We start from the raw sequence: 25,153 nt of genomic DNA on the forward strand, positions 1-25,153 counted from the left end.
AACCCGCGCTACCCCGCTTCCAGCCGGGCGCGAATCACCGCCAGGCGCTGCCGAAGTTCGGCCTCGTCGATCACGCCCCGGGCGATCAGCGAATGCGCCAGCGAGAGGAGCTGGCTTTCCGGGTACGGCACGCTCTGATAACGGGTCGTCGACAACTCGTCTTCCTCGTCACGGCGGTCCTTGAAGGTGAAGCCGAAGTCCTCGATCTGGCACGACGCGGTGTCAAGCGCATCGCACAATCCGTCGAGGCTTGTCTTCCACGGCGGAAGCGGGTTGTCCACGCCGTACTTGGCCGCCATCACGGGCCAGGTCTGGTTGGGGTCGGCAAGGCGGTCCAGGATTTCAATGGACCGGCCCGCAAAGCCGTCGGGCGATGACGCGTTCACGGTGTCGCGCTGCTGGCGGAGATCGGGTTGTTCGCCGGCCGGGTTTTGGTGATGACGTTGGTGGTGACCCCCGGCTTGGGCAGCGCGACTCCGATCAGTGAGTCGCGGGTGAGGATCTCGACCAGCTGGTCCTCCGACCAGCCTTCGGTGCCCTCCGGCCGCATCGGCATCACCATGAACCGGTGCTTCTGGTTGGAGTCCTCGACGCGCACCTGCACGCCCTCGGCCAGTTCGAGGCCGAACTCGGAAAGCACCTGACGGGGCCAGCGCACAATGCGACGCCGGTAGTTCGGGGTCCGATACCACTCCGGTGAGTTGCCGAGGATCGGCCGCGGGTAGCAGGAGCACAGTGCGCAACAGATGACATGGTGCACGGTCGGGGTGTCCTCGAGGATCTTGAAGGCGACGAAGTCACTGGGAGTGCCGAATCCGGTGGGTTCGAGCCAGTCGACACCGACGTGTTTGCAGGCGGCGATCGGGTCGCTCAGGGCCAGCGCCTTGAAATCCGGGTCGAGCCACGCCTTAGCGACCAGGCGAGCGGCAGCCGTCGGGCCGATCTGCTCGGCGAACTCGGTGAGGTGACGGTGCTGTTCGGCGGTGAACAAACCCTTTTCAATACACAGCTCGCGCAACGCGATTTCCAGAATTTCGAAGTCGGTGATCTCGTCGACCATCGGTTTGACCGTGCGGGCGTGATCGTGGTCGTGATCGTGATCGGCCATGGTCTGTTCTTTCCGTCGGATGTGGTGGTTAGGCCGGCGCCAGCCAGCGTTCGGGGATTTCGGTCTGCAAGGTGTCGTTGGCCGGACCGGTGTAGGAATCCCACAACTCGGTCTGGTTGAACCGGACGATGTAGAACCATTCGGGCTTGGCGTCCTCGCGGTCCCAGGTCTCGTCCTCGGGGGCCGGGCTCTCGTAGGCCAGTTCGGCGATCGTGCCGCGCGCGCCCCGCACGTACTCCGGGGTGCGGGTGTAGAACATCGCGGGCAGGTTGCGGACGCGTACTCGATCACCGACCGCGAACCGTGCCGGGTCGGCGAGTCCGGCGAATTTCTGCGGATCGCCGATACCCACCGCATCGAGGTGGTGCTTGTTGCGGACGACGTCTGACCCGTCGCCCTGGAATTTCGGCTCGGCATTCAAGTGGGTTCCCGCCGGTCGGCCGGCATAGCGTTCCTGCACCTGCGCCAAGCGATCGGTCAGCTCGCCCCAGCTGATGTGCTTCTTCTCGATCAGCACCCGGCCCACCGACCACAACCAGCGGGCGTAGTAGGGCAGCCCGAGATAGATCGGGCGGCCCACGTCGACGTTGCCAATGCGCCGACGTTCCTCGGAGACCCAGATTCCGCGCCAGCCAAGCGTTTCGCAGAGCACATAGGTCATCAGCTCCCAGTGCTCTTCTTCCTTGTTCTCATAGGTCTTCGGCGTGTCCAACTCACCGCCGACGTCGTGGCAGGTCTTCAGATAGGCCCAGTAATGGTCTTGACCGACCTGATCCGGCATGGGCCATTCCGGATCTTCCGGAAAGGTGGTGTGCAGCCTCGAAATAAGCGAGAGGCGTTCTTCACGTTCGGCAGCAGTTGTCATGGGCGATCCTTGATAACGGTCGCCGACCGCACTGACTAACGGCCCACGGCCTCACTTGTCACGCGCTAAGTTTCGATAGTAACCCCGGGTGCCCGCAAATGACCCGATTAGTATTCCGCTGATCGACCCTCTCCACCGCAGGTGATGCGTGTGCCGGTCCGGTCTCGTGGATCGGGTCCCAGGCCGAGGAATTCCGACCGCAACCGGTCCCACAGTTCCAGTTGCTTCCATGCCGGTTCGGAACGGATCTGCTGGTCGTTGGTGAGAAAGGGGTTCGGTAGCAGCACCGTCATCATCTGTTCGTCACGCCCGTTGAAGAGCCTTACGCCCCACGACGAGGGAGCGTCGTCGTGACCGAAGTAGCGATATAGCTCCGCGCGCGCACATTGGCGGATCTTCCGCAATTCCCGTGGCGCCGCCACGTGGTTGCCGATGCACAAGTGGAAATGCCAGCGGCCGAAGTCGATGGTGGCGTACCCATCCGCCATCGAGATTTTCTTGGGCGGGTTCGGAGCAGCCACCTCCCATGCGGCGCCCTGGATGATGGTGCCGAACCAGATCTCGTTCCAGTACTCGTCGAAGCACAGGTGCAGCAGCTTCAGGAGGTTCGCCTTGCCGACGGGCAGCGGCCAGATCTGTTCCCTGCCACCATCTTCGAGAGCGATGATGGCCGGTTCGACGACATGGTCCTGGTTCATGTCGATCCACCTCTTCTGCCCGGGCGACAGCGCACTTTTGACGGTAGCGAAAGCGGTCCGCGGACATCGCGGAATCAGCGAGCTTCCCCCGGACGGTAGGGTTTCGGCGAACGCGAGAGGTCATTCGGTCCCCAGTGTCAAAGAATCCCACCACTAATCAGCGCACCCGTGCCGACCGGTGCCCCGGCGTGCTGCGGCCCTGGGTGGCCGACGACGGGTTGCTGGTGCGGCTGCGACTGGTCGGTGGCCGACTGCCGGCCGCGTCGCTGGCCCGCTTGCTGCAGGTCAGCGCCGAGTTCGCCGACGGTTCGGTCTACCTGACCAAGCGGGCCAACCTGCAGCTGCGCGGGTTGGCCGATCACGGGGGTGAACTCGCTCCCGACGCGGTGGCCGCCCTGGAGGCGACCGGGCTGTTGCCGTCGCGCAGCCACGAGCTGGTCCGCAACATCCTGGTCTCGCCGCAGACCGGCCATGCCGGCGGGCGGGCGGACCTGCGACCGGTGGCGACGCGACTGGACGCGCTGCTGTGCGCCGATCCACGGCTTGCCGGGCTGCCCGGCCGGTTCCTGTTCGTCCTCGACGACGGCCGCGGCGACCTGCTGGATCGCTCCGCCGATGCCGGCCTTGTCGCGCTGAACGCCACGACGGCGCAGCTGCGGATCGGCGAACACTGGGGTGCTGTGATCGACGTCGAGGACGCCGCCGGCCGGCTCGCCGAACTGGCCAGAGCGTTCCAGGCCGCCCGCGGCGGGCAGCCGGACGCACCGTGGCACGTTCGCGAGTTGTCCCGGCCGCTGGCGCCGCTCGGTGCGGCCGACCCGCGTGTCCCGGCCCCGTCGGGTCCGTTACCGTTTGGCAGCGTGCCCGGCGGAACCCACGTGCACGTGCCAGACGGCGTCCTCACGCCGGACCACGGACGGTCGCTGGTGGAGCACACCGAGCTCGTGGTGACGCCGTGGCAGGGTGTCTTCATCCCCCAAGCCCAGGAGGCGAATCGGTGAGCAGGCCCACGCGCCCGTCTCGGCGCTACGACTACATCGCCGACGGACCGGCCATCTACGTCGAATCGTTTGCGACCATCCGCCGCGAGTCCGACCTGTCCCACATCCCGGCAAGCGCGGAACGGCTCGCGGTGCGGATGATCCACGGCGCCGGACAGACCGACGTCGCCAAAGACCTGCTGATCCACCCCGACGCAGTGCCCGCCGGCCGGGCCGCACTCGACGGCGGAGCGCCGATCCTCTGCGATGCCCGGATGGTGGCGGTCGGGGTGACCGCCGGGCGGCTGCCGGCCGGCAACGAGGTGCACTGCTACCTGCGCGATGAACGGGTTCCGGACCTGGCGAAGGAATGGGGAACCACCCGTTCGGCGGCGGCCGTCTCACTGTGGGAACCCGAACTGGCCGGTGCCGTCGTCGCGATCGGCAACGCCCCCACCGCGCTGTTCCACCTGCTGGAGCTGATCATCGACGGGGGGCCGCGCCCCGCGGTGATCGTCGGCTGCCCGGTGGGCTTCATCGGCGCGGCCGAGTCCAAAGCCGCGTTGGCCGCACTGCATGCCGATCACGGCATCGACATCCCGTTCGTGACGGTGCGCGGCCGGCGTGGCGGCTCGGCGATCACCTCGTCGGCGTTGAACGCACTCGCCTCGGATGCCGAATGACCGGCACGTTCTACGGGGTGGGCCTGGGGCCCGGTGACCCCGAGCTGATCACCCGCAAGGCAGCCCGGATCATCGCCGACGCCGACGTGGTGGCCTACCACGCCGGGGTCAACAAGGCGTCCTATGCCCGCACCATCGCCGCCGACCTGATCCGAGACGGGGTGATCGAGGAGGAGCTGCGCTACCCGGTCACCACCGGGGTCACCGATCACCCCGGCGGCTATGCCGGAGCACTCGCCGACTTCTACGAGGCGTCGGCGTCACGGCTGGCCGCTCACCTGGACGCGGGTCGCACGGTGGCGCTGCTGACCGAGGGCGATCCGCTGTTCTACGGCTCGTTCATGTACATGCACGACCGGCTGTCGGCGCGCTTCGACACCGAGATCATCCCCGGTATTCCGGCGTTCAGCGCCGCCACCGCCGCGCTCGGGATGCCGCTGGTACGCCAGACCGACGTGCTGACCGTGCTCCCGGGCACCCTGCCCGAACACGAGCTCGCGATGCGACTGGCCGACACCGACGGCGCCATCATCATGAAGCTGGGCCGCACCTTCCCGGCCGTGCGCCGGGCCCTGGTCGCCGCGGGCCGCCTCGAGCACGCCTACTACGTCGAGCGGGCCAGCCATCCGCAACAGCGCTGGCTGCCGGTCGCCGAGGTGGAGGAGGCCAGCGTCCCCTACCTATCGCTGATCGTGGTGGACGGGGATTCCCGCAACGGGCAGCGTTCCCGGACGCCGGGCGATCAGGTCGCTGTGGTCGTTGAGCCGGTGCGCGCGGCCGCCGAGCTGCTGGTGATCGGCCTCGGCCCGGGACCCGAGGGCTGGCTGACCGGCGAGGCGGCCGCGGCGCTGGCCACCGTCGACCACGTGGTGGGCTACGGCCCGTACGTCGCGCGGGTTCCGCAGCGCGAGGGGCTGCAGCGACACACCTCGGGCAACACCGTCGAGCTGGACCGGGCCCGTTTCGCCCTGGACCTGGCTTCCCGCGGTGAGAAGGTGGCGGTGGTCTCCGGAGGGGACGCCGGGGTGTTCGGGATGGCATCTGCGGTGTTCGAGGCCGCCTCCGATGTTCAGTATCAACATGTTTCGGTGCGGGTGCTGCCCGGGGTGTCGGCGGTACAGGCGGTGGCCGCGGCGGCCGGCGCCCCGATCGGGGCCGACTTCGCGGTGCTGAGCCTGTCGGATCGACTCAAACCGTGGTCGGTGATCGAGTCGCGGCTGCGGGCGATCGCCGAGGCCGATCTGGTGCTGGCGATCTACAACCCAGCCTCTCGCGCGCGGCCCGACCAGATCGCGATCGCGCGCAAGGCGCTGCTGGAACACCGGGACGCGACGACCGTGGTGGTCGTCGGCCGCGACATCGGCCGGGAGTCCGAAGCACTCACCGTGACCACCCTGGGCGAGCTGGACACCGACTCCATCGACATGAAATGCCTTGTCCTGGTGGGGGCGTCATCGACACAGGTGACGGCTGGACGGGTATGGACGCCGCGATGGGTGCGTTAGCGGTCCAGTTCGTCGGTGCCGGTCCCGGCGCGGCGGACCTGCTGACCGTGCGGGCTGTGGGCCTGCTGGCCACCGCCGACGTGGTGCTCTACCCGGGCAGCTACCTGGACCCGCGAGTGCTCGAACAGTGCTCCAGCACAGCAGAACTCGTCGACACCGCCGATTTGGATCTGGATGCGATAACCGACCGCCTGGTCACCGCGCATTGGGCGGGCCGTGCGGTGGTGCGGCTGGTCTCCGGAGACCCGTCGCTGTACAGCGCGGTTTTCGAGCAGACCCGCCGCCTCGATGCCGCCGGGGTGCCCTGGGAGGTGACGCCCGGTGTGCCGGCATATGCGGCGGCCGCGGCGGCGCTGGGCCGTGAGCTCACGGTGCCCCTGGTGACGCAGTCGGTGGTGTTGACCCGGACTCAAGTCGCGTCCACCGCGATGCCGCAACGCGAAGCGCTCTCCGCATTCGCCGCGACCGGAGCCACGCTGGTGTTGCACCTGGCGATCACCCGCGTCCGGGCGCTGATGGCCGAGCTGGCCCCCGAGTACGGCCCAGACTGCCCGGTCGCGGTGGTCTATCGCGCGTCACAGCCCGAGGAGCTGGTGCTGCGCGGAACGATCACCGACATCGCCGACGCGGTCGAGGAGGCGGGCCTGCGGTCTGCCGCAGTCATCCTGGTCGGCCGGGCGGTGGCCGACCTGCCCGATCCGTGCGGCGGCCAGAGCCATCTCTATGACCCCGCGCGGGACCGCTCAGGGCCGGGCTAACGCCCACTGGGTGACCGCCCGGCCGGGTGTCCATCCGGTCAAGGACCCCAGCGGTGCGGCGTGCTCGACATGGATGCGGGTCAGCTCGCCGCCGTGTTCGCGGTAGGCCTCCAGCAGCAGAGTCTCGGTCTCCAGCGTGACACCGTGGGCCACCATCCGCCCGCCCGGCGCCAGCGCCGCCAGGCAGGCCGTCAGCACCCCTGGCCGGCTCAGACCGCCGCCGATAAACACCGCATCCGGGGTGGGCAGGTCCGCCAACACCTGCGGGGCCGCGCCGCGCACAACCTGCAACGCGGGCACGCCGAGGTTGCGGGCGTTGTACGAGATGCGTTGCGCCCTAGTGTCGTTCGCCTCAACGGCGATGGCGCGGCAGGCGGGATGCGCGCGCATCCATTCGATGCCCACCGAGCCGGCGCCCGCGCCGACGTCCCACAGCAGCTGCCCGGGGGCCGGGGCCAGTCGCGCCAGCGCGGCGGCCCGCAGGTCACGTTTGGTGAGCTGCCCGTCGTGCTCGTAGGCCTGATCAGGTAGGCCGCTCACCCAGCCGTACGCCGGCGGGCCGGCCAGTTCCAGCGCGACGATATTGAGCCGTGGGGCCGGGCCTTGAAAGGCTGCGGCGGTGGTGTCCAGCATGCTTTCGGCCGCTCCGCCGAGATCGCCCAGCACCACCATCCGACTCGCTCCGTAGCCGCGGTCGGACAGCAGTGCGGCCAGCTGTCCCGGGGTGCGCTCGTCCGACGACAGCACCAGCACCCGCCGGTTCGGTGCCAGCTCGCGCAGCACCGCGTGCACGTCGCGGCCGACCACGCTGACGACCGCGGCGGACTCCACCGGCCAGCCCAACCGGGCGCGAGCCAGGGTCACCGAGGAGATCGCCGGCACTACCGTCACTCGCTCGTTGCCCAGCAGCGCGATCAGGGTGCTGCCGATGCCGCTGAGCAGCGGGTCCCCGGATGCCAGCGCCACGATCCGCTGTCCTGCCAGTTCCTCGAACAGCGCCGGCAGCCCGGCGTGCAGCGGGGCCGGCCACTTGAGCCGCCGCTGGCCATCGGCTTCGGGCAGCAGGTCCAGTTGGCGGGGCGCGCCGAGTACGACGTCGGCCGCCAGCACGGTCTCCCGCACCGGCCCGCCCAGACCGGCCCAGCCGTCGGCGCCGATGCCCACTACGGCGATGCGTTCGGCGGGGCTGGGCTGGGCTGGCACAGCGGCGATCGTAGCTAGGTCAATCGCTCGGTGAGGAATTCCACCACCCGCTTGCGCGCCTCGTAGGCAGGATGGCCGTCGACCTCGCGGACCTGGTCGGTGAGCACCGAGTGCGCCATCCGGGACAGACCGTGCGGGTTGCCCGACGAGGAATCGATCTCGATGACCTCGAAAGCGTCCCCGAGCCGCGCTTTCAGCGTCGCGAAGCGGTCACCGGGGGCCATCTTGTCCTCGCTGAACCGCAGGCCGAGCGCGCACAGGCCGTCCTTGGCGGCCCGGTCGGCGACAACGCCCAGCTCGACCTCGGAGAGCCCGGGGTCGCGGCGTTGTTTGAGCGTCAGCGGAATGGGCACCGACGGCTGGCTCAGCACCGGGGCCAGCACAGCGTCGTCGACGGCCGCGGCCAGCGCGAACCCGCCGGTGAAGCACTGGCCGATCACCCCGACGCCCTTGCCGGGGGTCTTCTCGTTGAGGTCGCGGGCCAGCGCCCGCAGGAACTGGGTGACCGGGCGCTGCTTGTCGGTGGCGAACGCGGCGAACTCGCGGGTCACGCAGGCGCGACTGATCGTGGTCAGCGCGTAGCCGGGTGTGATCGCCTTACCCGGCTCGCCGAACAGCGAAGGAATCGCCACGGTGAACCCGTTGTCCACCAGGTGATTTCCCAGCGCCAGCACCCCGGGGTGAATCCCCGGAATCTCCGGGATCAGCACCACACCGGGACCTTTGCCCCTGCGGTAAACGTCGTGGGTGAATTCGCCGCCGGTGAACGGCTCGGCGACCCATCCGGTCAGATCTGCTTCAGGTGCACTCACTGTCTTCGGTGTCCTTTCGCCCAGGTCGGCGTCTCGCGCCCCGAGTGTTAGGGTATCGGCGCGAAGCGCCAGGGAAGTCGGTGTGACTCCGACGCAGGCCCGCTACGGTGTTCCGCGGCGCATTTCGGTGCGCCACGGTCAGTCCGAATACCGGCTTCGCGTCGCCGACACAGAGGTGTCGGCCACACGAGCGGAGCCTCAATGCAACAGCTGTACCCCTTCCCCGCTGTCCTCGGCGGCGACCCGGATGCCCCGGGCGGCCTCGACGACATGGCGCTGGCGCTTGTCCTGAGCGCGATCTCCCCCGGCATCGGCGGGGTGCTCATCCGCGGCGAGAAGGGCACCGCCAAGTCGACACTGGTCCGGGCGCTGGCCCAGGTGCTGCCGCCCATCGACGTGCTGGCCGGCGACCGGTTCTCTTCCGATCCTGCTGAGGCGAACCCGCTCTCCCCCGACGGCCCGTTCCCCAGCGACGCCCCCGTCGAGACCCGCCCCGTGCGCCTGGTGGAACTGCCGGTCGGCGCCACCGAGGACCGAGTGGTGGGTTCGATCCATCTGGAGCGGGCGCTCAGCTCCGGCACCCTCGACTTCGAACCCGGGCTGTTGGCCCGCGCCAACCGCGGCATCCTCTACGTCGACGAGGTCAACCTGCTCGCCGACCACCTGGTGGATCTGCTGCTGGACGCCGCGGCGATGGGGCGGCTGACCGTGGAACGCGACTCGGTCTCGGTCACCCATGCCGCGCGGTTCGTGATCGTCGGGACGATGAATCCCGAGGAGGGCGAGCTGCGCCCCCAACTGCTCGACCGGTTCGGGTTGACCGTCGAGGTGTCCGCGCCGCGTGATCCGGTTTTGCGGGCCGAGGCGGTGCGGCGGCGGCTGGCGTTCGACGCCGACCCGGAGGGTTTTGCCGGGAACTACGCCGAGGCCGAAGACCGGCTGCGGGCCCGGATCCGCCAGGCCCAGGAACTGCTGCCCAAGGTGGCGCTCACCGACGCTGCGCTGGTGAAGATCGGTGAGATCTGCGCGGCGTTCGACGTAGACGGTCTGCGTGGCGACATCGTCTGTGCCCGCACCGCGGTGGCGCATGCGGCGTGGCAGGGGCGCGACGCGGTCAACATCGAGGACCTACGGGTGGCCGCCCGGCTGGCCCTGCCGCATCGACGGCGGCGCAAGCCGTTCGACGCCCCGGGTCTCGATGAGACCGAACTCGACGAGCTGTTGCCCCCGGAGGATTCCGGTCCCGAGCCCGACCCGGACGGTCCGGGACCCGACGGTCCCGAACCCGAGGGTCCACCGGACGGCGGGGATGGCGCACCATCGCCCGAGCAGAGCGGTCCGGCGCCGTCTGGGAACTCTCAGCCGGGTTCTACGTCGACAGCTGCCGCCGACTCCCCTTACCGGGCAAGACTTTTCTCTGTCGACGGCGTGGGTGAAGGACGTGCGGGCCGGCGCAGCAGGGCCCGCACCAGTTCTGGACGACGGGTGGGCGCCACCGCTTCCGGCAATTCAGGCGGCCTGCACCTGTTCGAGACGCTGCGTGCGGCCGCCCCGCATCAGGGCGTGCGGGGCCGGGCTCAGGGCCGGATGATCCTGGCGGCCGGCGATCTGCGCCGCGCGGTTCGGGAGGGCCGGGAGGCCAACCTGGTGCTGTTCGTGGTCGACACCTCCGGGTCGATGGCCGCCGCCGAGCGGATGCGCCATGTCAAGACCGCGATCCTGTCTCTTTTGCTGGACGCCTACCGGCGCCGGGATCGGGTGGCGGTGGTGACATTCCGGGATACCAAGGCGGAGTTGGTGTTGCCCGCGACCGGCTCGGTGGAGATCGCCGCCGTGCGGCTCGACGAATTGCCTGCCGGCGGCCGCACCCCACTGGCCGAAGGCCTGCTGGAGGCCGCCGAGGTGATTCGCCGGGAGCGGCTGCGCGAGCCGGCCTGCCGCCCTCTGTTGGTGGTGTTGACAGACGGCCGGGCAACCGCCGGCGCCGACCCGGTGCCAAGGTCCCTTCTTGCCGCCGACCAGCTTGCTTCCCAGGGATTTTCGGCGGTCGTGGTCGATTGCGAGAACGGCCGGATGCGACTCGGGCTGGCCCGGACGCTGGCCGAGCACTTGCGCGCCGAATACGTTCCGCTGCCGCAGGTGAGCGCCGAGGCGCTGACCGACGTCGTCCGCGATGCCACCGGAAGAGGAGCAGCCTGATGCCGCAGGGACAACCGTTGACGGTGCCCGATGACAACCTGACCACCCGCCAGCGTCGCAACCGGCCGCTGCTGATGGTGCACACCGGCGACGGCAAGGGGAAGTCCACCGCCGCGTTCGGATTGGCACTGCGCGGCTGGAACCAGGGCTTTGACATCGGGGTCTTCCAGTTCGTGAAATCCGCGAAGTGGCGGGTCGGCGAACAGACCGTGCTCGAACGCCTGGGCGCCCTGCACACCGAGACCGGTGAGGGCGGCCCGGTGCAGTGGCACAAGATGGGTTCGGGCTGGTCGTGGAGCCGCAAGGCCGGTGGCGTGGAGGACCACGCCGGCGACGCCGCCGAGGGCTGGGCCCAGATCAAGGAGCGCCTGGCGGCGCAGACCCACGACCTGTACATCCTCGACGAGTTCACCTACCCGATGGGCTGGGGCTGGGTGGACGTCGACGACGTGGTGGAGACCTTGGCCAACCGGCCGGGCCACCAGCACGTCGTGATCACCGGCCGGCGCGCCGATCCGCGACTGATCGAGATCGCCGACCTGGTCACCGAGATGGGCAACATCAAGCACCCGATGGACGCCGGCCAGAAAGGTCAGCGCGGCATCGAATGGTGAGCGTGGTGGGCGTTTCCCTTCCCCGCCTGGCCATCGCCGCGCCCGCGTCCGGGCACGGCAAGACCACGGTGGCGGTCGGCGTGATGGCGGCGCTGTCCGCCCGTGGCCTGCAGGTCAGCGGCCACAAGGTCGGCCCGGACTACATCGACCCCGGTTACCACGCACTGGCCACCGGACGGTCGGCCCGCAACCTGGATCCGTATCTGGTCGGTGCCGACCGGATCGTGCCGCTGCTGCTGCACGGCGCAACGGGCGCGGATGTCGCCGTGATCGAAGGCGTGATGGGGCTTTTCGACGGGCGCCTGGGCACCGGCGGCGAGGCCTCCACCGCTCATGTCGCGGCGTTGACGGCGACCCCGGTGGTGCTGGTCGCCGATGTCTCGCATGCCTCCCGCACGCATGCGGCGGTGGTGGCGGGCCTGGCCGGTTTCGATCCGGCGGTGCGCGTCGCGGGGGTGGTGCTGAACAAGGCCGGCAGCGCACGTCACGCCGATGAGGTCGTTGCCGCGTTGCGCCCCAGCGGTATTCCGGTGCTCGGAGTGTTGCCCCGCGACGCGGGCGTGGAGACTCCGTCGCGGCATCTCGGGCTGGTGCCGGCGGCCGAGCGTGACGAATCGGCGGCCATGGCGGCTCGACTTGCCGGGCTGATGGAGCGGTACGTGGATGTGGACGCGGTGTTGGCGGTCGCGCACCAGGCTCCGGAATTGATGGGCAGCCCCTGGGATCCCGCTGCCGAGATCACCGCGGCCTCCGGACGCCGGCCGGTGGTTGCCGTCGCCGCAGGGCGGGCGTTTACGTTCGGCTATACCGAGACGTTCGAGCTGCTGCGTGCCGCCGGTTGCGAGGTGGTGACCTTCGACCCGCTCACCGACACGTGCCTGCCGGCCGGCACCGCCGGTATCTATCTGGGCGGCGGATTCCCGCAGGTCTACGCAGAACCGTTGGGCGCCAACACCGCACTGTTGAGTGCGTTGGGGGCGTCGATCGCGGCGGGAGTGCCGACCGTCGCCGAGTGTGGCGGGCTGGCGTACCTATGCCGCCGGGTGGGCGAGGACGCCGGGGTCGGGGCGCTGCCGGGCCACGCCGCGATGACCCCACGCCTGGAGCTGGGTTATCGAGAGGCCACCGCGGCGTCCGACAACCTGCTGGCGTGCGCCGGAGAGCAGGTCACCGGGCACGAATTCCACCGCACCCAGGTCGTTTTCGATCACGCTGTCAGCGCGGCCTGGCGGCTTCCCGACGGACCGGACGGCTTTGCCTCTGCCAGCCTGCATGCGTCCTACCTGCACACCCATTGGGCCGGGTATCCCGGGCTGGCTCAGCGTTTCGCCGACGCGGTGCACGGTTTCACCGGCCCGGATCTGCACCATCACGGCGATGTCGAGGCCGGGCCCGGGCTGCTCGATTTCGCGGTCAACGTCTATGCCGGGCCACGACCGGACTGGCTCGAGCGCGCCTTGCATGCCTCCCTGGACGAGGCCGTGGCCTACCCCGAGACGTCAGCGGCCCGTGCCGCGTTGGCTGCCCGGCACGGTCGCACCGCCGCGGAGGTGCTGCCCACCGCGGGCGCGTCGGAGGCGTTCGACCTGGTCGCTCGAATGCGACCGTGGCGCGCCCCGGTGGTGGTGCACCCGCAGTACACCGGCCCGCATGCCGCGCTGACCGCCGCCGGACACACCGTCGGTACGGTGCTGTGCCGGGCCGACGACGGTTTCGCACTGCACCCGAGCGCGGTGCCTGAGGACGCCGACCTCGTCGTCATCGGCAATCCGACCAATCCCACCGGGGTGTTGCATCCGGCGCAGACGCTGCGCCAGTTGCTGCGTCCCGGCCGGGTGGTGCTGGTCGACGAGGCGTTCCTCGATGCCATTCCTGGCGAGCCCGAAACCCTGTCCAAAGAGCGGCATTCGGGGCTGCTGGTGAGCCGCAGTCTGACCAAGCATTGGTCGATCCCCGGCATTCGCGCCGGGTATCTGCTCGGCGATCCCGCACTGCTCGCCGACGCGGCACGACTGCAGATCCCCTGGTCGGTGTCCGCATCGGCGTTGGCCGCCATGCTGGCCTGCTCGGATGAGCGAGCGGTGCGCGAAAGTGAGCTCCGGGCTCAGCAATTGGCTGCCTGGCGGGCGCACCTGGATGAGGGACTTGCCGCGCGCGAGGTGCGGGCTGTGGCGGGTGTGGCTCCTTTCGTGCTGGCCCAGGTCGGCCGCGGGGTACATACGGTGTTGCGCGAGAACGGCATTGCCGTGCGCCGTGCCGACACTTTTCCGGGGCTGGATGACAGCTGGGTGCGGATCGCGGTGCGGCCCCCGGGCCTGACCGATCAGCTGCTGGCCGTGCTCGACCGGACGCGGCGATGATTGCTTCCCGGGCACTCGGGCTGGCTCTCGGCTACGCCGCCGACCGCGTCTGGGGCGATCCGCGCCGGCTGCATCCGGTCGCCGGATTCGGGACATGCGCGCTAGCGTTGGAGCGGCGGATTTACCGCGACGATCGAGCAACCGGGGCCGCCCACGTTCTGATACTGGTCGGCGGCGCCGTCGGGCTGGCGTACGCCGGTGAGCGTGCAGCCCGGAATCCGTTGGCGCGCACGGCACTGACCGCCGCCGTCACCTGGGCGGTGCTCGGCGGCCGGTCCCTGGAACGCGAAGCCGAAACCGTGCACGCCTTCCTGTCCGCCGGCGACCTGGACTCGGCCCGGGCCCAGGTCCGCAACCTGGTCGGCCGTGACACGACCGCTCTGGGTCCCGACGAGGTGGCGCGTGCCGTCGTCGAATCCGTGGCGGAGAACACCTCCGATGCGGTGGTGGCGTCGCTTGTATGGGGTGCGGTGGCGGGTGTTCCGGGTCTGGTCGCACACCGCGCCGCCAACACACTGGATGCCATGATCGGGCACCGCAACGCCCGTTATGACCGGTTCGGCTGGGCGGCAGCACGATTGGATGACCTGCTGGGATTGCCGGCCTCCCGGCTGAGCGGGGCACTGGCCGCCGCCCTGGGGCCCGACCCCGCCGGCGCGCTGCGGGCGTGGCACCACGACGCCCGCCACCACCCCAGCCCCAATGCCGGGGTGGTCGAGGCCGCCTTCGCCGGGGCGCTGGGGCTGCAGCTCGGCGGGGTCAACACCTACTACGGAAATCGGCGTGAAGATCGCGCGCGGATGGGCTACGGTCGAGCGCCTGCGCCGTCCGACATTCCGCGCACGACCCGGCTGGCCCGGCGAGTGGGCGTGGGCGCCCTGCTCACCGCGGTGGCGTGGTACCTGGGTCGAGGGCGGATGAGGAGGTAGCGGTGGCGGCCGTCGAGGGTGTCGAGTTCTCGACCGATGCGGCGCGCGTGGATCGGGATTGGCTCTGGAACGAGCTGGTCGAGCACACCTACTGGGCGAAGTACCGCACCCGCGTCATGTTCGACCGCCAGCTCGACAGCGCGTGGCGCATGGTGGGCGCCTACCGGACCGACGACGGGGCGATGATCGGTTTCTGCCGCGCGGTCTCGGACGGCGCGGCCTTCGCCTACCTGGCGGACTTCTATGTCTCTCGCGATCAGCGCGGACAGAAGATCGGCAAGGGATTGCTGCGGACGATGATCGACGAGGGCCCGGGTCGAGACTTCCGCTGGACGTTGCACACCGCTGACGCGCATGGGTTGTATGAGCAATTCGGCTTTGCTGCGCCCGACGCGACCTATATGGAGCGGCCGTCGCGGCTGGCGCATATCCGGGACTGAGGCCTTCAGGTGTGCATCAGGTCCGCTGCGTGGCTCTTCTCGCTCGGCCGGATATCGCTGGCATCGCTAGATTTCAGCCGCCAGGTGCTGACCAGCCCGTCGGGGCCGGTCTGTTCGCCGGCAGCGAGCGCTTCACCGATCAGGCGTCGCACGCGTGGCTCGTCGGCGGCTTCCGTGGCGAACAGCACCCGCAGTACCAATTCGTCGCCGACAACATGGTGGGCGACGTGGTGCGGCGCCAGTGGGCACGGCGGCCGGTGATCCCAGCTGCCGCACAGTGTTCTGGTGATGGCTCCGCCGGGCGCATCCGGGCTACCACCCGGGTCCATCACCACGACCGCATCGTGAGCGTAAGCATGGCGAGCCACGGGTGGCGATGCTACGGGATTCATCCACAGTTGTGGGTTGATCCACAGGGTGGCCTTTCCTGGGCTGTCTTCCGGTGGTGTTGTCGGGGGTGGTTTTTAGCGTCGGGGTATGGCAACGGTCTTGGGTGCGGCAGCGGCACGGGAGCAGGTCTGCGCTGCCCTTGATGCCATTGATGCCGCCCAGGAAGTGTTGCGGGCGACGCCGACGGATCTGGTGGGCAATGACTTTCGGGTCGAGGTCGCCGAGCGGCTGGAAAGACAGGACCGGGTGAATCGTGGGTTGATGTACCGGACCTTCGGGGAACTCGCCGACCCGCCTGATGGCTGCGGTTCGATCGCCGCAGCACGGGCATCCCTTTGGAAACGCTTGCGGATCACCCCACGCGAGATCACCCGCCGCTGCCGCCTGGCCGCCCGCATTAGGCCCCGACGCTCCCTGACCGGAGCGGCGATCCCACCCGAACTCCCGGCCCTGGCCGCCGCGGTCGAATCCGGTTCGATTCGGGAGGACCACATCCGCGCGATCTGCCAAGCCGTCGACGTCCTGCCCGGATCAGTGACCCCGCACCAGGTCGCGCAGGCTGAAGCCGCCCTGGTCGCCCACGCCAGCGGAGTCGATGCCGGGGTGCTCAGCAAGATCGGGCAACGCATCGCCGATCACCTCAACCCCGATGGGCTGTTCAGCGACCGCGACCGCGCACGACGCCGCGCCCTGACACTGGGCCGCCAAGGCCCCGACGGCATGTCCAAACTCACCGGCCTCCTGGACCCCCAAACCCGCGCCTACTTCGAAGCAGTTGCGGCCGCGGTACGCCCCGGACGACACAACCCCGATGCCACCGCCCCGGCCTCCGGTGATGACCGCACGGCCGCGCAGCGCTGCCACGACGCCCTGCGCCTAGCCCTATCCACCGCCATCGCCTCGGGAAAACTCGGCACCCACCGCGGCCACCCCGTCACCGTCGTGGTCACCACCACCCTGGCCGAACTCAACCAAGCCGCCCACGCCGCAAGCGATCCATCGGTCCCGATGCCACCACCAGCGCTCACCGGCGGCGGATCCCGGCTGCCGATGCGCGACCTGATCGCCATGGCCGCCCAATCGATTCACTACCTCGCCGTCTTCGACGACCACACCAAACGCCCGCTCTACCTCGGCCGACAAAAACGCATCGCCACCGCCGACCAACGCCTCATCTGCCACGCCCGCGACCGCGGCTGCACCCGACCAAACTGCCTCGAACCGGGCTATCACTGCGACGTGCACCACGCCAACCCCTGGGCACACGGCGGACGCACCAACGCCGACGAACTGTTCTTCGCCTGCGGTTGCGACCACACCGACACCACCGACGGCCACCAACACACCATCATCACCACCACCGGGCGCCTCGGCTGGACCGACAGCACCACACCACCACAGGTCAACCACGCCCACCACCCCGACGAACTCCTACGCGGTGATCCCGACCCGCCCGCAGCCTGACGCTGCTCAGGCGTCGGTTCTGATCAGCTCGACGACCGGGATGACCCGCTGGGTGCGTTCGCGGTAGGTGGCGAAACCCGGGTAACGCTGCGCCTGGATCCCATAGAGCCGGTCATGTTCGGCGCCGGTGATCTCGGTGGCCGTGACCGCGAAGGTGTCGGTACCGAGTTCGACAGTCGCCGAGGGATTCGCCCGCAGGTTGTGATACCAGCTCGGATGGTTGTCCTTGCCCTCGTTGGAGGCGAACACGATGATCCGGTCCCCTTCGGGGAGATACATCATCGGGCTGGTGCGCTGCTGTCCGGATTTGGCCCCGGTGGTGGTCAGCAACAGGACCGGAGCCCCTTCGAACCGTCCGCCCAGTTTTCCGCCGCTGCTGCGGAACTCCGCGATATTACGGGCGTTGAACTCCAGGGTTCGCTGTGCGTCCACGGGCGACCATCTCCTTAGTCGATACCCACGAAGTGCTCGATCACCGGCGGTGAGTCGTAGAAACGGTGCAACAACGCACGCCACTGTTCGAATTCCGGCGACTTACGAAACCCCTCGGTGTGCGCCTCAATGTTCTCCCACTGCACCAGCAACAGGTAGAGGTTCGGCGACTCGACCGACCGGGACATCGAAATCCCCAGGAATCCGGGCTGGGCCGAGATCAACGGGCGCGCCTTGGCGAACGCGGCTTCGAAGTCGGCTTCGCTGCCGGGCCGGATGGGCAGTACTCCATGTTCCACAATCACGCTGCCAGTCTGCCCGACGGCGTGTGGCCAGGATTACCGCCTAAAGACTCTTGTCTGTTACCGGATGACACAGATAGGTTGCCTGCAACTGACAGACACAGATACTCCTGGAGGTGCGGGGTGAGCGCTCTCGCGGCGGCAGTCGTCTTTGCCTGGTTGGGCATGGTGTTGGCGATCTCGTTCCTGGAAGCCCCATTGAAGTTCCGGGCACCGGGGATCACCATCCCACTCGGGTTGGGGATCGGGCGGCTGGTGTTCCGGGCGCTTAATGCGGTGGAGATCGTGCTGGCCACGGTAGTGGTGTTGGCGGTGGCCACCGCTCCCCCCGGACCGATTTCGCTGGCGGGGGTCTGCATTGCGGTGGCGGTGCTGACCGTGCAGATCCTGGTGGTCCGGCCCCGGCTGCGCCGCCGCTCGGACGCGGTGCTGGCCGCGCGGACCGCCCCGCCCGGCGGAATCGTCGAGCGCTCCCGCGCCCACTACGCCTATGCGGGGCTGGAGGTGGTCAAGGTCGCCGCACTGCTGACCGCGGGTGCCGCCTTGCAGCTCACCTCAGTCGCCGGTTAGCACCCAGTCCAACGCCCGCTCGATGTCGTTCACCGTGGCCACGCCCGCCGGACGGGCCGGACGCCGCACGATGACCACCGGCAGGCCGAGTTCCTCGGCGGCCAGCATCTTGGGCCAGGTGTATTGCCCCCCGGAGTCTTTCGTGACGACGACGTCGGCGCGGTGATCGCGCAGCAGTGATAGTTCTCCGGGCAGCGCGTAGGGCCCACGGTCCCTGATCACCGACCAGCCGGACGGCAGGTCGATCGACGGCGGCTCGACCACCCGCGCCAGCACTGCAGCGTCGGCCAGCGCCGGTAGGTATGACGCCAACTGCTGGCGCCCGATGGTCAGCACCGGCCGCCGGCCCAGCCGGGCCGCGATCTGTGCGGCCTGCTCGTGTGAGTCGGCCCAATGCCACGACTGCCCGGCCCGCTGCGACCAGCCGGGCCGCTCCAGCCGCAGCAGTGGTCGGCCGGCCGCGGCACAGGCGGCGGCCGCATTGGCCGACATCGTCGTCGCGAACGGATGGGTGGCGTCCACGACCATGTCGTAGTCGGCCAATACCGCTCGCAGACCGGCGATTCCGCCGAACCCGCCGATCCGCACCGCTCCGACCGGCAACCGGGGATCGGCGACCCGGCCGGCCAGTGACGTCGTGACGTCGACGCCCGCACCCACCAGCCGATCGGCGAGTGCTCGGGCTTCGGCGGTGCCGCCGAGCAGCAGCACGCGCGTCACGGCGCCCCCGGCGGTAGGAACGCCAGCCCCGACGGAGCGCCGCCGCCCGCCAGCTCCAACAGGGCCTCGACGTCCAGGTGCTCTTCGATCAGATCCCCGAGCAGGTCCAGCCGGCGCTCCCGGGCGGCGGGAAAGGACACCTGCGACGGTGCCAGCCCGAGGGTGTCGGCCAGGAACGCCGAACGCAACGCGTCGACCTCCAAGCACCCGTGCCGCATGGTGCCGAATACCTGGCCGGCGCGGACACCGCCGGGAAACGCATCGGCGACGTCTCCGCGGCTGATCCGGCCGTGGTGGATCTCGTAGCCGCCATCGGACAGCCGCAGTGTTTTCTCTGCCGCGAAAGATGTTTCGACGTCCAATAGGCCCAGCCCTGGCACCTCGCCGGGCGCTCCCTCGATCCCCTCGGGATCGCGGATCATCTGGCCCAGCATCTGGAATCCCCCGCAGATCCCCAGTACGGGCTTGCCCGCGGCGGCGTGGGCAGCGATCGCGGCATCGATCCCGCGCGAACGCAGCCAGGCCAGATCGCTGATGGTTGCGCGGGTTCCGGGCAGCACCACCAGATCCGCGTCGGACACCCCACGCGGGTCGGCAGCGAACACCACGTCCAGATCGGGTTCGAGCCCCAAAGCGTCCAAGTCGGTGAAGTTGCTGATCCGCGGCAACCGGATCACCGCGACCCGTCGCGCCCCGGTGCGCCCCGAGCGCCGGCCGTCGAGATCGAGCGCGTCCTCGGAGTCCAGCCACAGCTCCGGATGCCACGGCAGGGTGCCGAACACCCGCCGACCGGTGAGGCGCTCCAGATCGGCCAGGCCGGGCTCCAGCAACCGCAGCTGCCCGCGGAACTTGTTGACGATGAACCCCGCCACCAATGCCTGATCCTCGGCCGAGAGCAGGGCCACGGTGCCGAAGAACGCCGCGAACACCCCGCCGCGGTCCACGTCGCCGACCACCACCACCGGCAGACCGGCGTGCCGCGCCAGCCCCATGTTCACGTAATCGCCAGCGCGCAAATTGATCTCGGTCGGGCTGCCTGCCCCCTCGGCAACAATCACGTCGTAGCGCCCGGCGAGATCGTCGTAGGCACGGTGCGCGGCCGCAGCCAACTCCGCGCGCCCGTGCATCCAGTTCGACGACGACAGGGCCCCCCACGGCCGGCCCATGAGCACCACATGACTCTGCTGGTCACTGCCGGGCTTGAGCAGTACCGGGTTCATCGCCGGCTCCGGTTCGACCCGCGCAGCGCAAGCCTGAATCCATTGCGCCCGACCGATCTCCGTCGTCGCACCGCCGGCGCCGACGCACACCATGGAGTTGTTCGACATGTTCTGCGCCTTGTACGGCGCCACCCGCACACCGCGGCGCGCCAGCGCACGGCACACCCCGGTGGCCACCACCGTCTTGCCGGCGTCGCTGGTGGTTCCGGCGATCAGGATGCCCGCCATCAGGTTCGCCGCACCAGGAACACATCCATCACCCAACCCGCCTCGGTCCTGGCCGCATCGCGGGCGGCCGTGATCTCCTCGACGACGTCACAAACCCGTCCGGTGACCAGCCGCTCCCCCGCCGCACCGAGGTTGGCGCCCCACCAGATCGTCCACTCGGCCACCGTGGACAGATCGAGACTGTCCGGGTTGAGCATCGCCACGATGTTGTCTTCACCGGCGGCGACCGCCTCCGCCAGCCGCCGGCCGGTGGTGATGTGCACCGGCCGGCCCACTTCATGCAGCACGATCCGATGCCGGGCGGCCAGCAGTTGCGGGGCGCTGATTCCTGGCAGCACCTCGTAATCCAGCTCGACCCCAAGGGCTTTCACCCGCTCGACGATCCGGATGGTCGAGTCATACAGTGCCGGATCGCCCCAGACCAGGAAGGCTGCGGTGCCGCCGCGGGACCGCAGCACGTCCGCGTAGCGCTGCGCCCGGGCCGCATGCCAGTCCGCCACGGCGTGGGCATAGCCGGGCTCAGTCAGCCCCGGGGAACGGTCGCGAGCCGGGTCGGCGACCGCGACGATAGGGGTCGAGGGGGCGTAGGTGCCGACGATGGTGCGCCGCAATGCCAAAAGACCGTCGTCGGAGGACTTCTCGGATGCCACTACGTAGTCAACGGTTCGCAGTACCTCTGCCACTTCGGCAGTCACGTGCTGTGGCCCCATCCCCACTCCGAGAATCCAGACCCTCACCGGTCCTCCAGGTCGCCTTCCACGTCCAGGTAAGCCTGCCGCAACGCCGCCAGGGTCTCCGGGTCGGGGTGCTCCCACAGGCCGCGACCGGCGGCCTCGGTCAGCCGTTCCACGATTCCGTGGAGCGCCCACGGGTTGGATTTGTCGAGGAACTCCCGGGTCTGCGGGTCCAAGACGTACTCGGCCGCGAGCTTTTCGTACATCCAGTCGTGCACCACGCCCGCGGTGGCGTCGAAGCCGAACAGGTAGTCGACGGTGGCGGCCAGTTCGAACGCACCCTTGTAACCGTGTCGGCGCATCGCGGAGATCCAGCGCGGGTTGACCACCCGTGCCCGGAACACCCGGGCGGTCTCTTCGGCCAGCGTGCGGGTGCGGATCGCATCCGGCGAGGTCGAGTCGCCCACATAGGCTTTCGGGTCGGCGCCAGTCAGGGCACGCACGGTCGCGACCATGCCGCCGTGATAGACGAAGTAGTCATCGGAGTCGGCGATGTCATGCTCACGGGTGTCGATGTTCTTGGCGGCCACCTTGATCCGGCGGTAGTTGGTGCGCATGTCGTCGGCAGCCGGCGCACCGCCGAGCCCACGGCCGTAGGCGAACCCGCCCCAGGTGGTGTAGACCTCCGCCAGGTCCTTGTCGTCACGCCAGGTCCCGGATTCGATCACCTGCAGGATTCCCGCCCCGTAGGAACCGGGCGCCGAACCGAAGATCCGGGTGGTGGCGCGGCGCAGATCCCCGTGTTCGGCCAGATCGGCGCGGGCGTGCGCGGCGACGAAGTTCGCGTCGTCGGGCTCGTCGAGGGACGCGACCATCTGCACCGCGTCGTCAAGCATCGACACCACGTGCGGGAAAGCGTCGCGGAAGAACCCCGAGATGCGCACCGTCACGTCGATTCTGGGCCGGCCGAGCTCCTCAGGTGAGATGACCGCCAGCCCGGACACCCGCCGCGACGCCTCATCCCACTCGGGACGCACGCCGAGCAGGGCCAGCACCTCGGCGACGTCGTCACCCGAGGTGCGCATCGCCGAAGTTCCCCACACCGACAGCCCGACCGACTCCGGATAGCCGCCGGTCTCGTCGAGGTAGCGCCGCACCAGCGAGTCGGCCATCGCCTGTCCGGTCTGCCAAGCCAGCCGGGACGGCACCGCGCGGGGGTCGACGGTGTAGAAGTTGCGCCCGGTGGGCAGCACGTTGACCAGACCACGCAGCGGCGAACCGCTCGGCCCCGGACGCACGAACCCGCCGGCCAGCGCGTGCAGCACCGCGTCGAGTTCGGCCGACGTGCCGGCCAGCCGCGGAACCACCTCGGTGGCGGCGAATCTCAGCACCCGGCAGACCTCGGGGTCGGGATGCAGCGTGTCAGCCATGCCGGCCTCCCAATCGCCAGCCTCCATGGCTTCGACCAATGCGCGGGCGCGACCCTCGATCTCGTCGACGACCGCGGCAGCGGCGTCTTCCTTGAGCCCCAAGGCGGCCCGCAAGCCGGGCACCGCATGGTCCACCCCGCCCCACACCTGCGGGGCGCGCAGGATCGCCAGCACCAGGTTCACCCGCTCCGGTCCAGTCGGAGCGCCGCCGAGCACGTGCAGGCCGTCACGGATCTGGGCGTCTTTGATCTCACAGAGCCAGCCGTCGACGTGCAGCAGGAAGTCGTCGAATTCCTCGTCCTCGGGTCGCTCATCCAGGCCCAGGTCGCGGTGCATCTCCGCGGCCCGCATCAGGTTCCAGATCTCACCGCGGATGGCCGGCAGCTTGGCCGGATCCATGGTCGCGATGTTGCCGTACTCGTCGAGCAGTTGCTCGAGGCTCGCGATGTCGCCGTAGGACTCCGCCCGTGCCATCGGCGGGATCAAGTGGTCGACGATCGTGGCGTGCGCCCGCCGCTTGGCCTGAGCACCCTCGCCGGGATCGTTGACCAGGAACGGGTAGATCAACGGCAGGTCGGCGATCATCGCGTCGGTGGCGCACGCGGAAGACAACGCCGCGGTCTTGCCGGGCAGCCATTCCATCGATCCGTGCTTGCCCAGGTGGATCACCGCGTGCGCGCCGAAACCATGTGCCAGCCAACGGTATGCGGCCAGATAGTGGTGGCTGGGCGGCAACTCCGGGTCGTGGTAGATCGCCACCGGGTTCTCCCCGAACCCACGGGGCGGCTGGATCATCAGCACGACATTGCCGGATTGCAGTGCGGCCAAAACAATCTCGCCGGCATCGTTGACGAACAACTTGCCCGGCGCCGGACCCCACGCTGTCGTCATGGCATTGCGCAGATCGTCGGGCAACTCGGCGGTCCACTGCGCGTACTGCCGCCCGGCGACCCGCACCTGCGCGCCGTCCAGCTGCGCGGCGGACAGCCAGTTCTCGTCCTGACCGCCGGCCTCGATCAGGGTGTGTATGAGGCGATCGCCGGCCTCGGTCTCCCCTTCGTTCTCCAAGGCGACGTCCAGGACCCCGAAGCCGTCTCCGACGTCATACCCCTCCGCCGCCAGCCGCTGCAGTAGCCGCACGGCCGACACCGGGGTGTCCAGACCGACGGCGTTGCCCACCCGGGAGTGCTTGGTGGGGTAGGCCGACAACACCAGCGCCAGCTTCTTCTGCGCATTCGGGATGCGGCGCAGCACTGCGTGATTCACCGCGACTCCAGCCACGCGGGCGCAGCGCTCGGGGTCGGCGGCGTAGTGCGGCAGCCCGTCGTCGTCGATCTCCTTGAAGGAGAACGGGACGGTGATGATCCGTCCGTCGAATTCCGGGATGGCGATCTGGGTGGCCGAATCCAGCGGGGTCACGCCGTCGTCGTTGGCCGCCCAGTCCGCGCGCGACGACGCCAGGCACAGTCCCTGGAACACCGGGATGTCCAGCGCCGCGATTCGTTCGATGTCCCACGCGCCGTCGTCGTCGCCGGCGCTGACACCGGCGGTGGCGTTCATCGCCCCGCCGGCCGCCAGCATGCAGACCACCAGCGCGTCGAGCTGCCCCAGCGCGGCGAAGAGCTCGTCGGGGGCGTTGCGCAACGACGCGGCGAAGATCGGCACCGCGGCCGCCCGGCCAGTCGCATCGATGGCGTCGGCCAGCGCGTGTGCGAAACCGGCGTTGCCGCTGACCTCATGGGCCCGGTAGTACAGCACCCCGATCCGCACCGCGTCGGGAGACTCGACAGACTCTCGCTTGCCGTAACCCCACTCCGGGATCACCGCCGGCTCATCGAAACCCTCCCCGGTGAGCAGCACCGTGTCACACAAGAACGCGTGCAGCTGCGCGAGATTGGCCGGCCCACCCTCGGCGAGATAGGCGTGCGCCTGCGCGGCCAGGCCGATCGGGACCGTCGAGCACTCCATCAGCTCGGCGTTGGGCGAGCGCTCCCCGCCGAGCACCACCAGCGGCAGGCCCGTCGCGCGCAGCAGCTTCAGTTCGTCGGCGATCTCGGCCGACGACCCCAGGATGCGCAGCACCACGACGTCGGTGCCGGCCACCAACGGTTCGATGTCGTGGCGTGCGGGGTTACCGAGCCGGTACGCCGCGCCACTGGCCCGCGCGGACAGCAGGTCGGTGTCGGACGTGGACAACAGCGCGATACGGCGTGCCTGCACCATCAGGGGCCTCCTCGGGGTTCTCGCCCCTCGTCGTCGGATGTCTCGTGGCCGTATCTGGCTAACGGGCCCGGCTGCGCCGATGGCCCTTCACAGTGGCGGAACCGCCCCGGATTCGCACCGGGTTCCTGACGCCACGAGACGGCGGCCAGCCTAACGCAGCACGGCATGCAACAATGTCGCCGGTAAGGCGATGACGATTGAGGAAGCCGGTGCGAATCCGGCGCGGTCCCGCCACTGTCATCGGGGAGCGACCCTCATCAGCCACGGCCCGCCACTTGTGGGGTTGGAAGGCGAGGCAAGCAGTGATCCGAGAGCCAGGAGACTCACGTCAACGCGTCCTGCGTAC

Annotated in this window: 24 protein-coding genes and 3 riboswitches; of the genes, 11 read left to right on the forward strand and 13 right to left on the reverse strand. The window is 69.4% G+C overall.

What is annotated here, in order from left to right; genetic code table 11:
• Positions 1–8: 8 nt before the first annotated feature.
• The 4 genes from ACJH5R_RS17205 to ACJH5R_RS17220 form a co-directional block, all read right to left on the reverse strand.
• Complete coding sequence (locus ACJH5R_RS17205) at positions 9–299, reverse strand: thiocyanate hydrolase (protein WP_406782490.1); 291 nt, start codon at positions 297–299, stop codon at positions 9–11.
• An 83-nt stretch (positions 300–382) separates the two neighbouring features.
• The gene (gene scnC, locus ACJH5R_RS17210) at positions 383–1,108 is read right to left on the reverse strand and encodes a thiocyanate hydrolase subunit gamma (protein WP_406782444.1); all 726 of its coding nucleotides are present in this window, start codon (positions 1,106–1,108) and stop codon (positions 383–385) included.
• Between the two features lie 28 nt (positions 1,109–1,136).
• On the reverse strand, positions 1,137–1,973 hold the full coding sequence (locus ACJH5R_RS17215) for an SH3-like domain-containing protein (RefSeq protein ID WP_406782445.1): 837 nt from the start codon (positions 1,971–1,973) through the stop codon (positions 1,137–1,139).
• A 107-nt stretch (positions 1,974–2,080) separates the two neighbouring features.
• The gene (locus tag ACJH5R_RS17220) at positions 2,081–2,671 is read right to left on the reverse strand and encodes a hypothetical protein (RefSeq protein ID WP_406782446.1); all 591 of its coding nucleotides are present in this window, start codon (positions 2,669–2,671) and stop codon (positions 2,081–2,083) included.
• 134 nt (positions 2,672–2,805) lie between these two features.
• On the opposite strand from ACJH5R_RS17220, the gene ACJH5R_RS17225 reads away from it, so the two are divergent.
• Genes ACJH5R_RS17225 through cobM form a run of 4 tightly spaced genes read left to right on the forward strand, consistent with a single transcriptional unit; the run spans position 2,806 to position 6,597 of the window.
• Positions 2,806–3,672 carry a nitrite reductase gene (locus tag ACJH5R_RS17225; protein ID WP_406782447.1) on the forward strand — a complete coding sequence of 289 codons (867 nt, stop codon included), beginning with the start codon at positions 2,806–2,808 and terminating at the stop codon, positions 3,670–3,672.
• Complete coding sequence (locus tag ACJH5R_RS17230) at positions 3,669–4,334, forward strand: precorrin-8X methylmutase (protein WP_406782448.1); 666 nt, start codon at positions 3,669–3,671, stop codon at positions 4,332–4,334. Before ACJH5R_RS17225 ends, ACJH5R_RS17230 begins: the two co-directional genes overlap by 4 nt.
• Positions 4,331–5,839, forward strand: a complete 1,509-nt coding sequence (cobJ, locus tag ACJH5R_RS17235; RefSeq protein ID WP_406782449.1) for a precorrin-3B C(17)-methyltransferase — start codon at positions 4,331–4,333, stop codon at positions 5,837–5,839. The genes ACJH5R_RS17230 and cobJ overlap by 4 nt, the downstream gene beginning before the upstream one ends.
• Positions 5,827–6,597: a precorrin-4 C(11)-methyltransferase gene (gene cobM / locus ACJH5R_RS17240; RefSeq protein ID WP_406757977.1), complete on the forward strand. Its 771-nt coding sequence runs from the start codon at positions 5,827–5,829 to the stop codon at positions 6,595–6,597. Before cobJ ends, cobM begins: the two co-directional genes overlap by 13 nt.
• Here the strand turns inward: cobM and cbiE are convergent.
• Together cbiE and ACJH5R_RS17250 are read right to left on the reverse strand one after the other, a co-directional pair.
• On the reverse strand, positions 6,583–7,800 hold the full coding sequence (gene cbiE, locus ACJH5R_RS17245) for a precorrin-6y C5,15-methyltransferase (decarboxylating) subunit CbiE (protein WP_406782450.1): 1,218 nt from the start codon (positions 7,798–7,800) through the stop codon (positions 6,583–6,585). The two genes, cobM and cbiE, sit on opposite strands and share 15 nt — an antisense overlap.
• A 14-nt stretch (positions 7,801–7,814) precedes the next feature.
• On the reverse strand, positions 7,815–8,612 hold the full coding sequence (locus tag ACJH5R_RS17250) for a dienelactone hydrolase family protein (protein ID WP_406757975.1): 798 nt from the start codon (positions 8,610–8,612) through the stop codon (positions 7,815–7,817).
• A gap of 25 nt (positions 8,613–8,637) precedes the next feature.
• Positions 8,638–8,786: riboswitch (cobalamin riboswitch) on the forward strand.
• 27 nt (positions 8,787–8,813) lie between these two features.
• Here ACJH5R_RS17250 and ACJH5R_RS17255 point away from each other — a divergent pair.
• From ACJH5R_RS17255 to ACJH5R_RS17275, 5 genes are read left to right on the forward strand one after another with little or no spacing between them, the layout of a single operon-like run.
• A complete protein-coding gene (locus ACJH5R_RS17255) occupies positions 8,814–10,811 on the forward strand; it encodes a magnesium chelatase subunit D family protein (RefSeq protein WP_406782451.1) in 1,998 nt (665 codons plus the stop codon).
• On the forward strand, positions 10,811–11,425 hold the full coding sequence (cobO, locus tag ACJH5R_RS17260; protein WP_406757973.1) for a cob(I)yrinic acid a,c-diamide adenosyltransferase: 615 nt from the start codon (positions 10,811–10,813) through the stop codon (positions 11,423–11,425). Before ACJH5R_RS17255 ends, cobO begins: the two co-directional genes overlap by 1 nt.
• A gap of 5 nt (positions 11,426–11,430) precedes the next feature.
• Positions 11,431–13,785: a cobyrinate a,c-diamide synthase gene (locus ACJH5R_RS17265; RefSeq protein WP_406782452.1), complete on the forward strand. Its 2,355-nt coding sequence runs from the start codon at positions 11,431–11,433 to the stop codon at positions 13,783–13,785.
• A complete protein-coding gene (locus tag ACJH5R_RS17270; protein WP_406757971.1) occupies positions 13,782–14,714 on the forward strand; it encodes a cobalamin biosynthesis protein in 933 nt (310 codons plus the stop codon). Before ACJH5R_RS17265 ends, ACJH5R_RS17270 begins: the two co-directional genes overlap by 4 nt.
• 2 nt (positions 14,715–14,716) lie before the next feature.
• Entirely contained in the window at positions 14,717–15,154 is a 438-nt protein-coding gene (locus ACJH5R_RS17275; RefSeq protein WP_406782453.1) for a GNAT family N-acetyltransferase, read from the forward strand.
• 5 nt (positions 15,155–15,159) lie between these two features.
• On the opposite strand, the gene ACJH5R_RS17280 is transcribed toward ACJH5R_RS17275, so the two are convergent.
• Positions 15,160–15,522 carry a hypothetical protein gene (locus ACJH5R_RS17280; protein WP_406782454.1) on the reverse strand — a complete coding sequence of 121 codons (363 nt, stop codon included), beginning with the start codon at positions 15,520–15,522 and terminating at the stop codon, positions 15,160–15,162.
• A gap of 109 nt (positions 15,523–15,631) precedes the next feature.
• On the opposite strand from ACJH5R_RS17280, the gene ACJH5R_RS17285 reads away from it, so the two are divergent.
• A complete protein-coding gene (locus tag ACJH5R_RS17285) occupies positions 15,632–17,008 on the forward strand; it encodes a DUF222 domain-containing protein (protein WP_406782455.1) in 1,377 nt (458 codons plus the stop codon).
• Positions 17,009–17,014: 6 nt separating this feature from the next.
• On the opposite strand, the gene ACJH5R_RS17290 is transcribed toward ACJH5R_RS17285, so the two are convergent.
• Positions 17,015–17,440, reverse strand: coding sequence for a nitroreductase family deazaflavin-dependent oxidoreductase (locus ACJH5R_RS17290; protein ID WP_406757967.1), 426 nt, complete (start codon positions 17,438–17,440; stop codon positions 17,015–17,017).
• Positions 17,441–17,454: 14 nt separating this feature from the next.
• Entirely contained in the window at positions 17,455–17,745 is a 291-nt protein-coding gene (locus ACJH5R_RS17295) for an antibiotic biosynthesis monooxygenase family protein (RefSeq protein WP_406782456.1), read from the reverse strand.
• 120 nt (positions 17,746–17,865) lie between these two features.
• On the opposite strand from ACJH5R_RS17295, the gene ACJH5R_RS17300 reads away from it, so the two are divergent.
• Positions 17,866–18,312, forward strand: coding sequence for a hypothetical protein (locus ACJH5R_RS17300; RefSeq protein ID WP_406782457.1), 447 nt, complete (start codon positions 17,866–17,868; stop codon positions 18,310–18,312).
• Here the strand turns inward: ACJH5R_RS17300 and ACJH5R_RS17305 are convergent.
• From ACJH5R_RS17305 to cobN, 4 genes are read right to left on the reverse strand one after another with little or no spacing between them, the layout of a single operon-like run.
• Positions 18,298–19,032 (reverse strand): cobalt-precorrin-6A reductase, encoded by a 735-nt coding sequence (locus tag ACJH5R_RS17305; protein WP_406782458.1) that lies wholly within the window; start codon positions 19,030–19,032, stop codon positions 18,298–18,300. The genes ACJH5R_RS17300 and ACJH5R_RS17305 overlap by 15 nt on opposite strands.
• Positions 19,029–20,480, reverse strand: a complete 1,452-nt coding sequence (locus ACJH5R_RS17310) for a cobyric acid synthase (protein ID WP_406782459.1) — start codon at positions 20,478–20,480, stop codon at positions 19,029–19,031. The genes ACJH5R_RS17305 and ACJH5R_RS17310 overlap by 4 nt, the downstream gene beginning before the upstream one ends.
• The gene (gene cobF, locus ACJH5R_RS17315; RefSeq protein ID WP_406782460.1) at positions 20,480–21,217 is read right to left on the reverse strand and encodes a precorrin-6A synthase (deacetylating); all 738 of its coding nucleotides are present in this window, start codon (positions 21,215–21,217) and stop codon (positions 20,480–20,482) included. The genes ACJH5R_RS17310 and cobF overlap by 1 nt, the downstream gene beginning before the upstream one ends.
• Positions 21,214–24,807: a cobaltochelatase subunit CobN gene (gene cobN, locus ACJH5R_RS17320; protein WP_406782461.1), complete on the reverse strand. Its 3,594-nt coding sequence runs from the start codon at positions 24,805–24,807 to the stop codon at positions 21,214–21,216. Before cobN ends, cobF begins: the two co-directional genes overlap by 4 nt.
• A 28-nt stretch (positions 24,808–24,835) precedes the next feature.
• Positions 24,836–24,972: riboswitch (cobalamin riboswitch) on the reverse strand.
• Positions 24,965–25,152, forward strand: a riboswitch (cobalamin riboswitch). It overlaps the preceding riboswitch by 8 nt.
• Position 25,153: the final 1 nt, after the last annotated feature.

The sequence above is a fragment of the Mycobacterium sp. SMC-19 genome, assembly GCF_045310815.1.
Taxonomy (GTDB): Bacteria; Actinomycetota; Actinomycetes; order Mycobacteriales; family Mycobacteriaceae; genus Mycobacterium.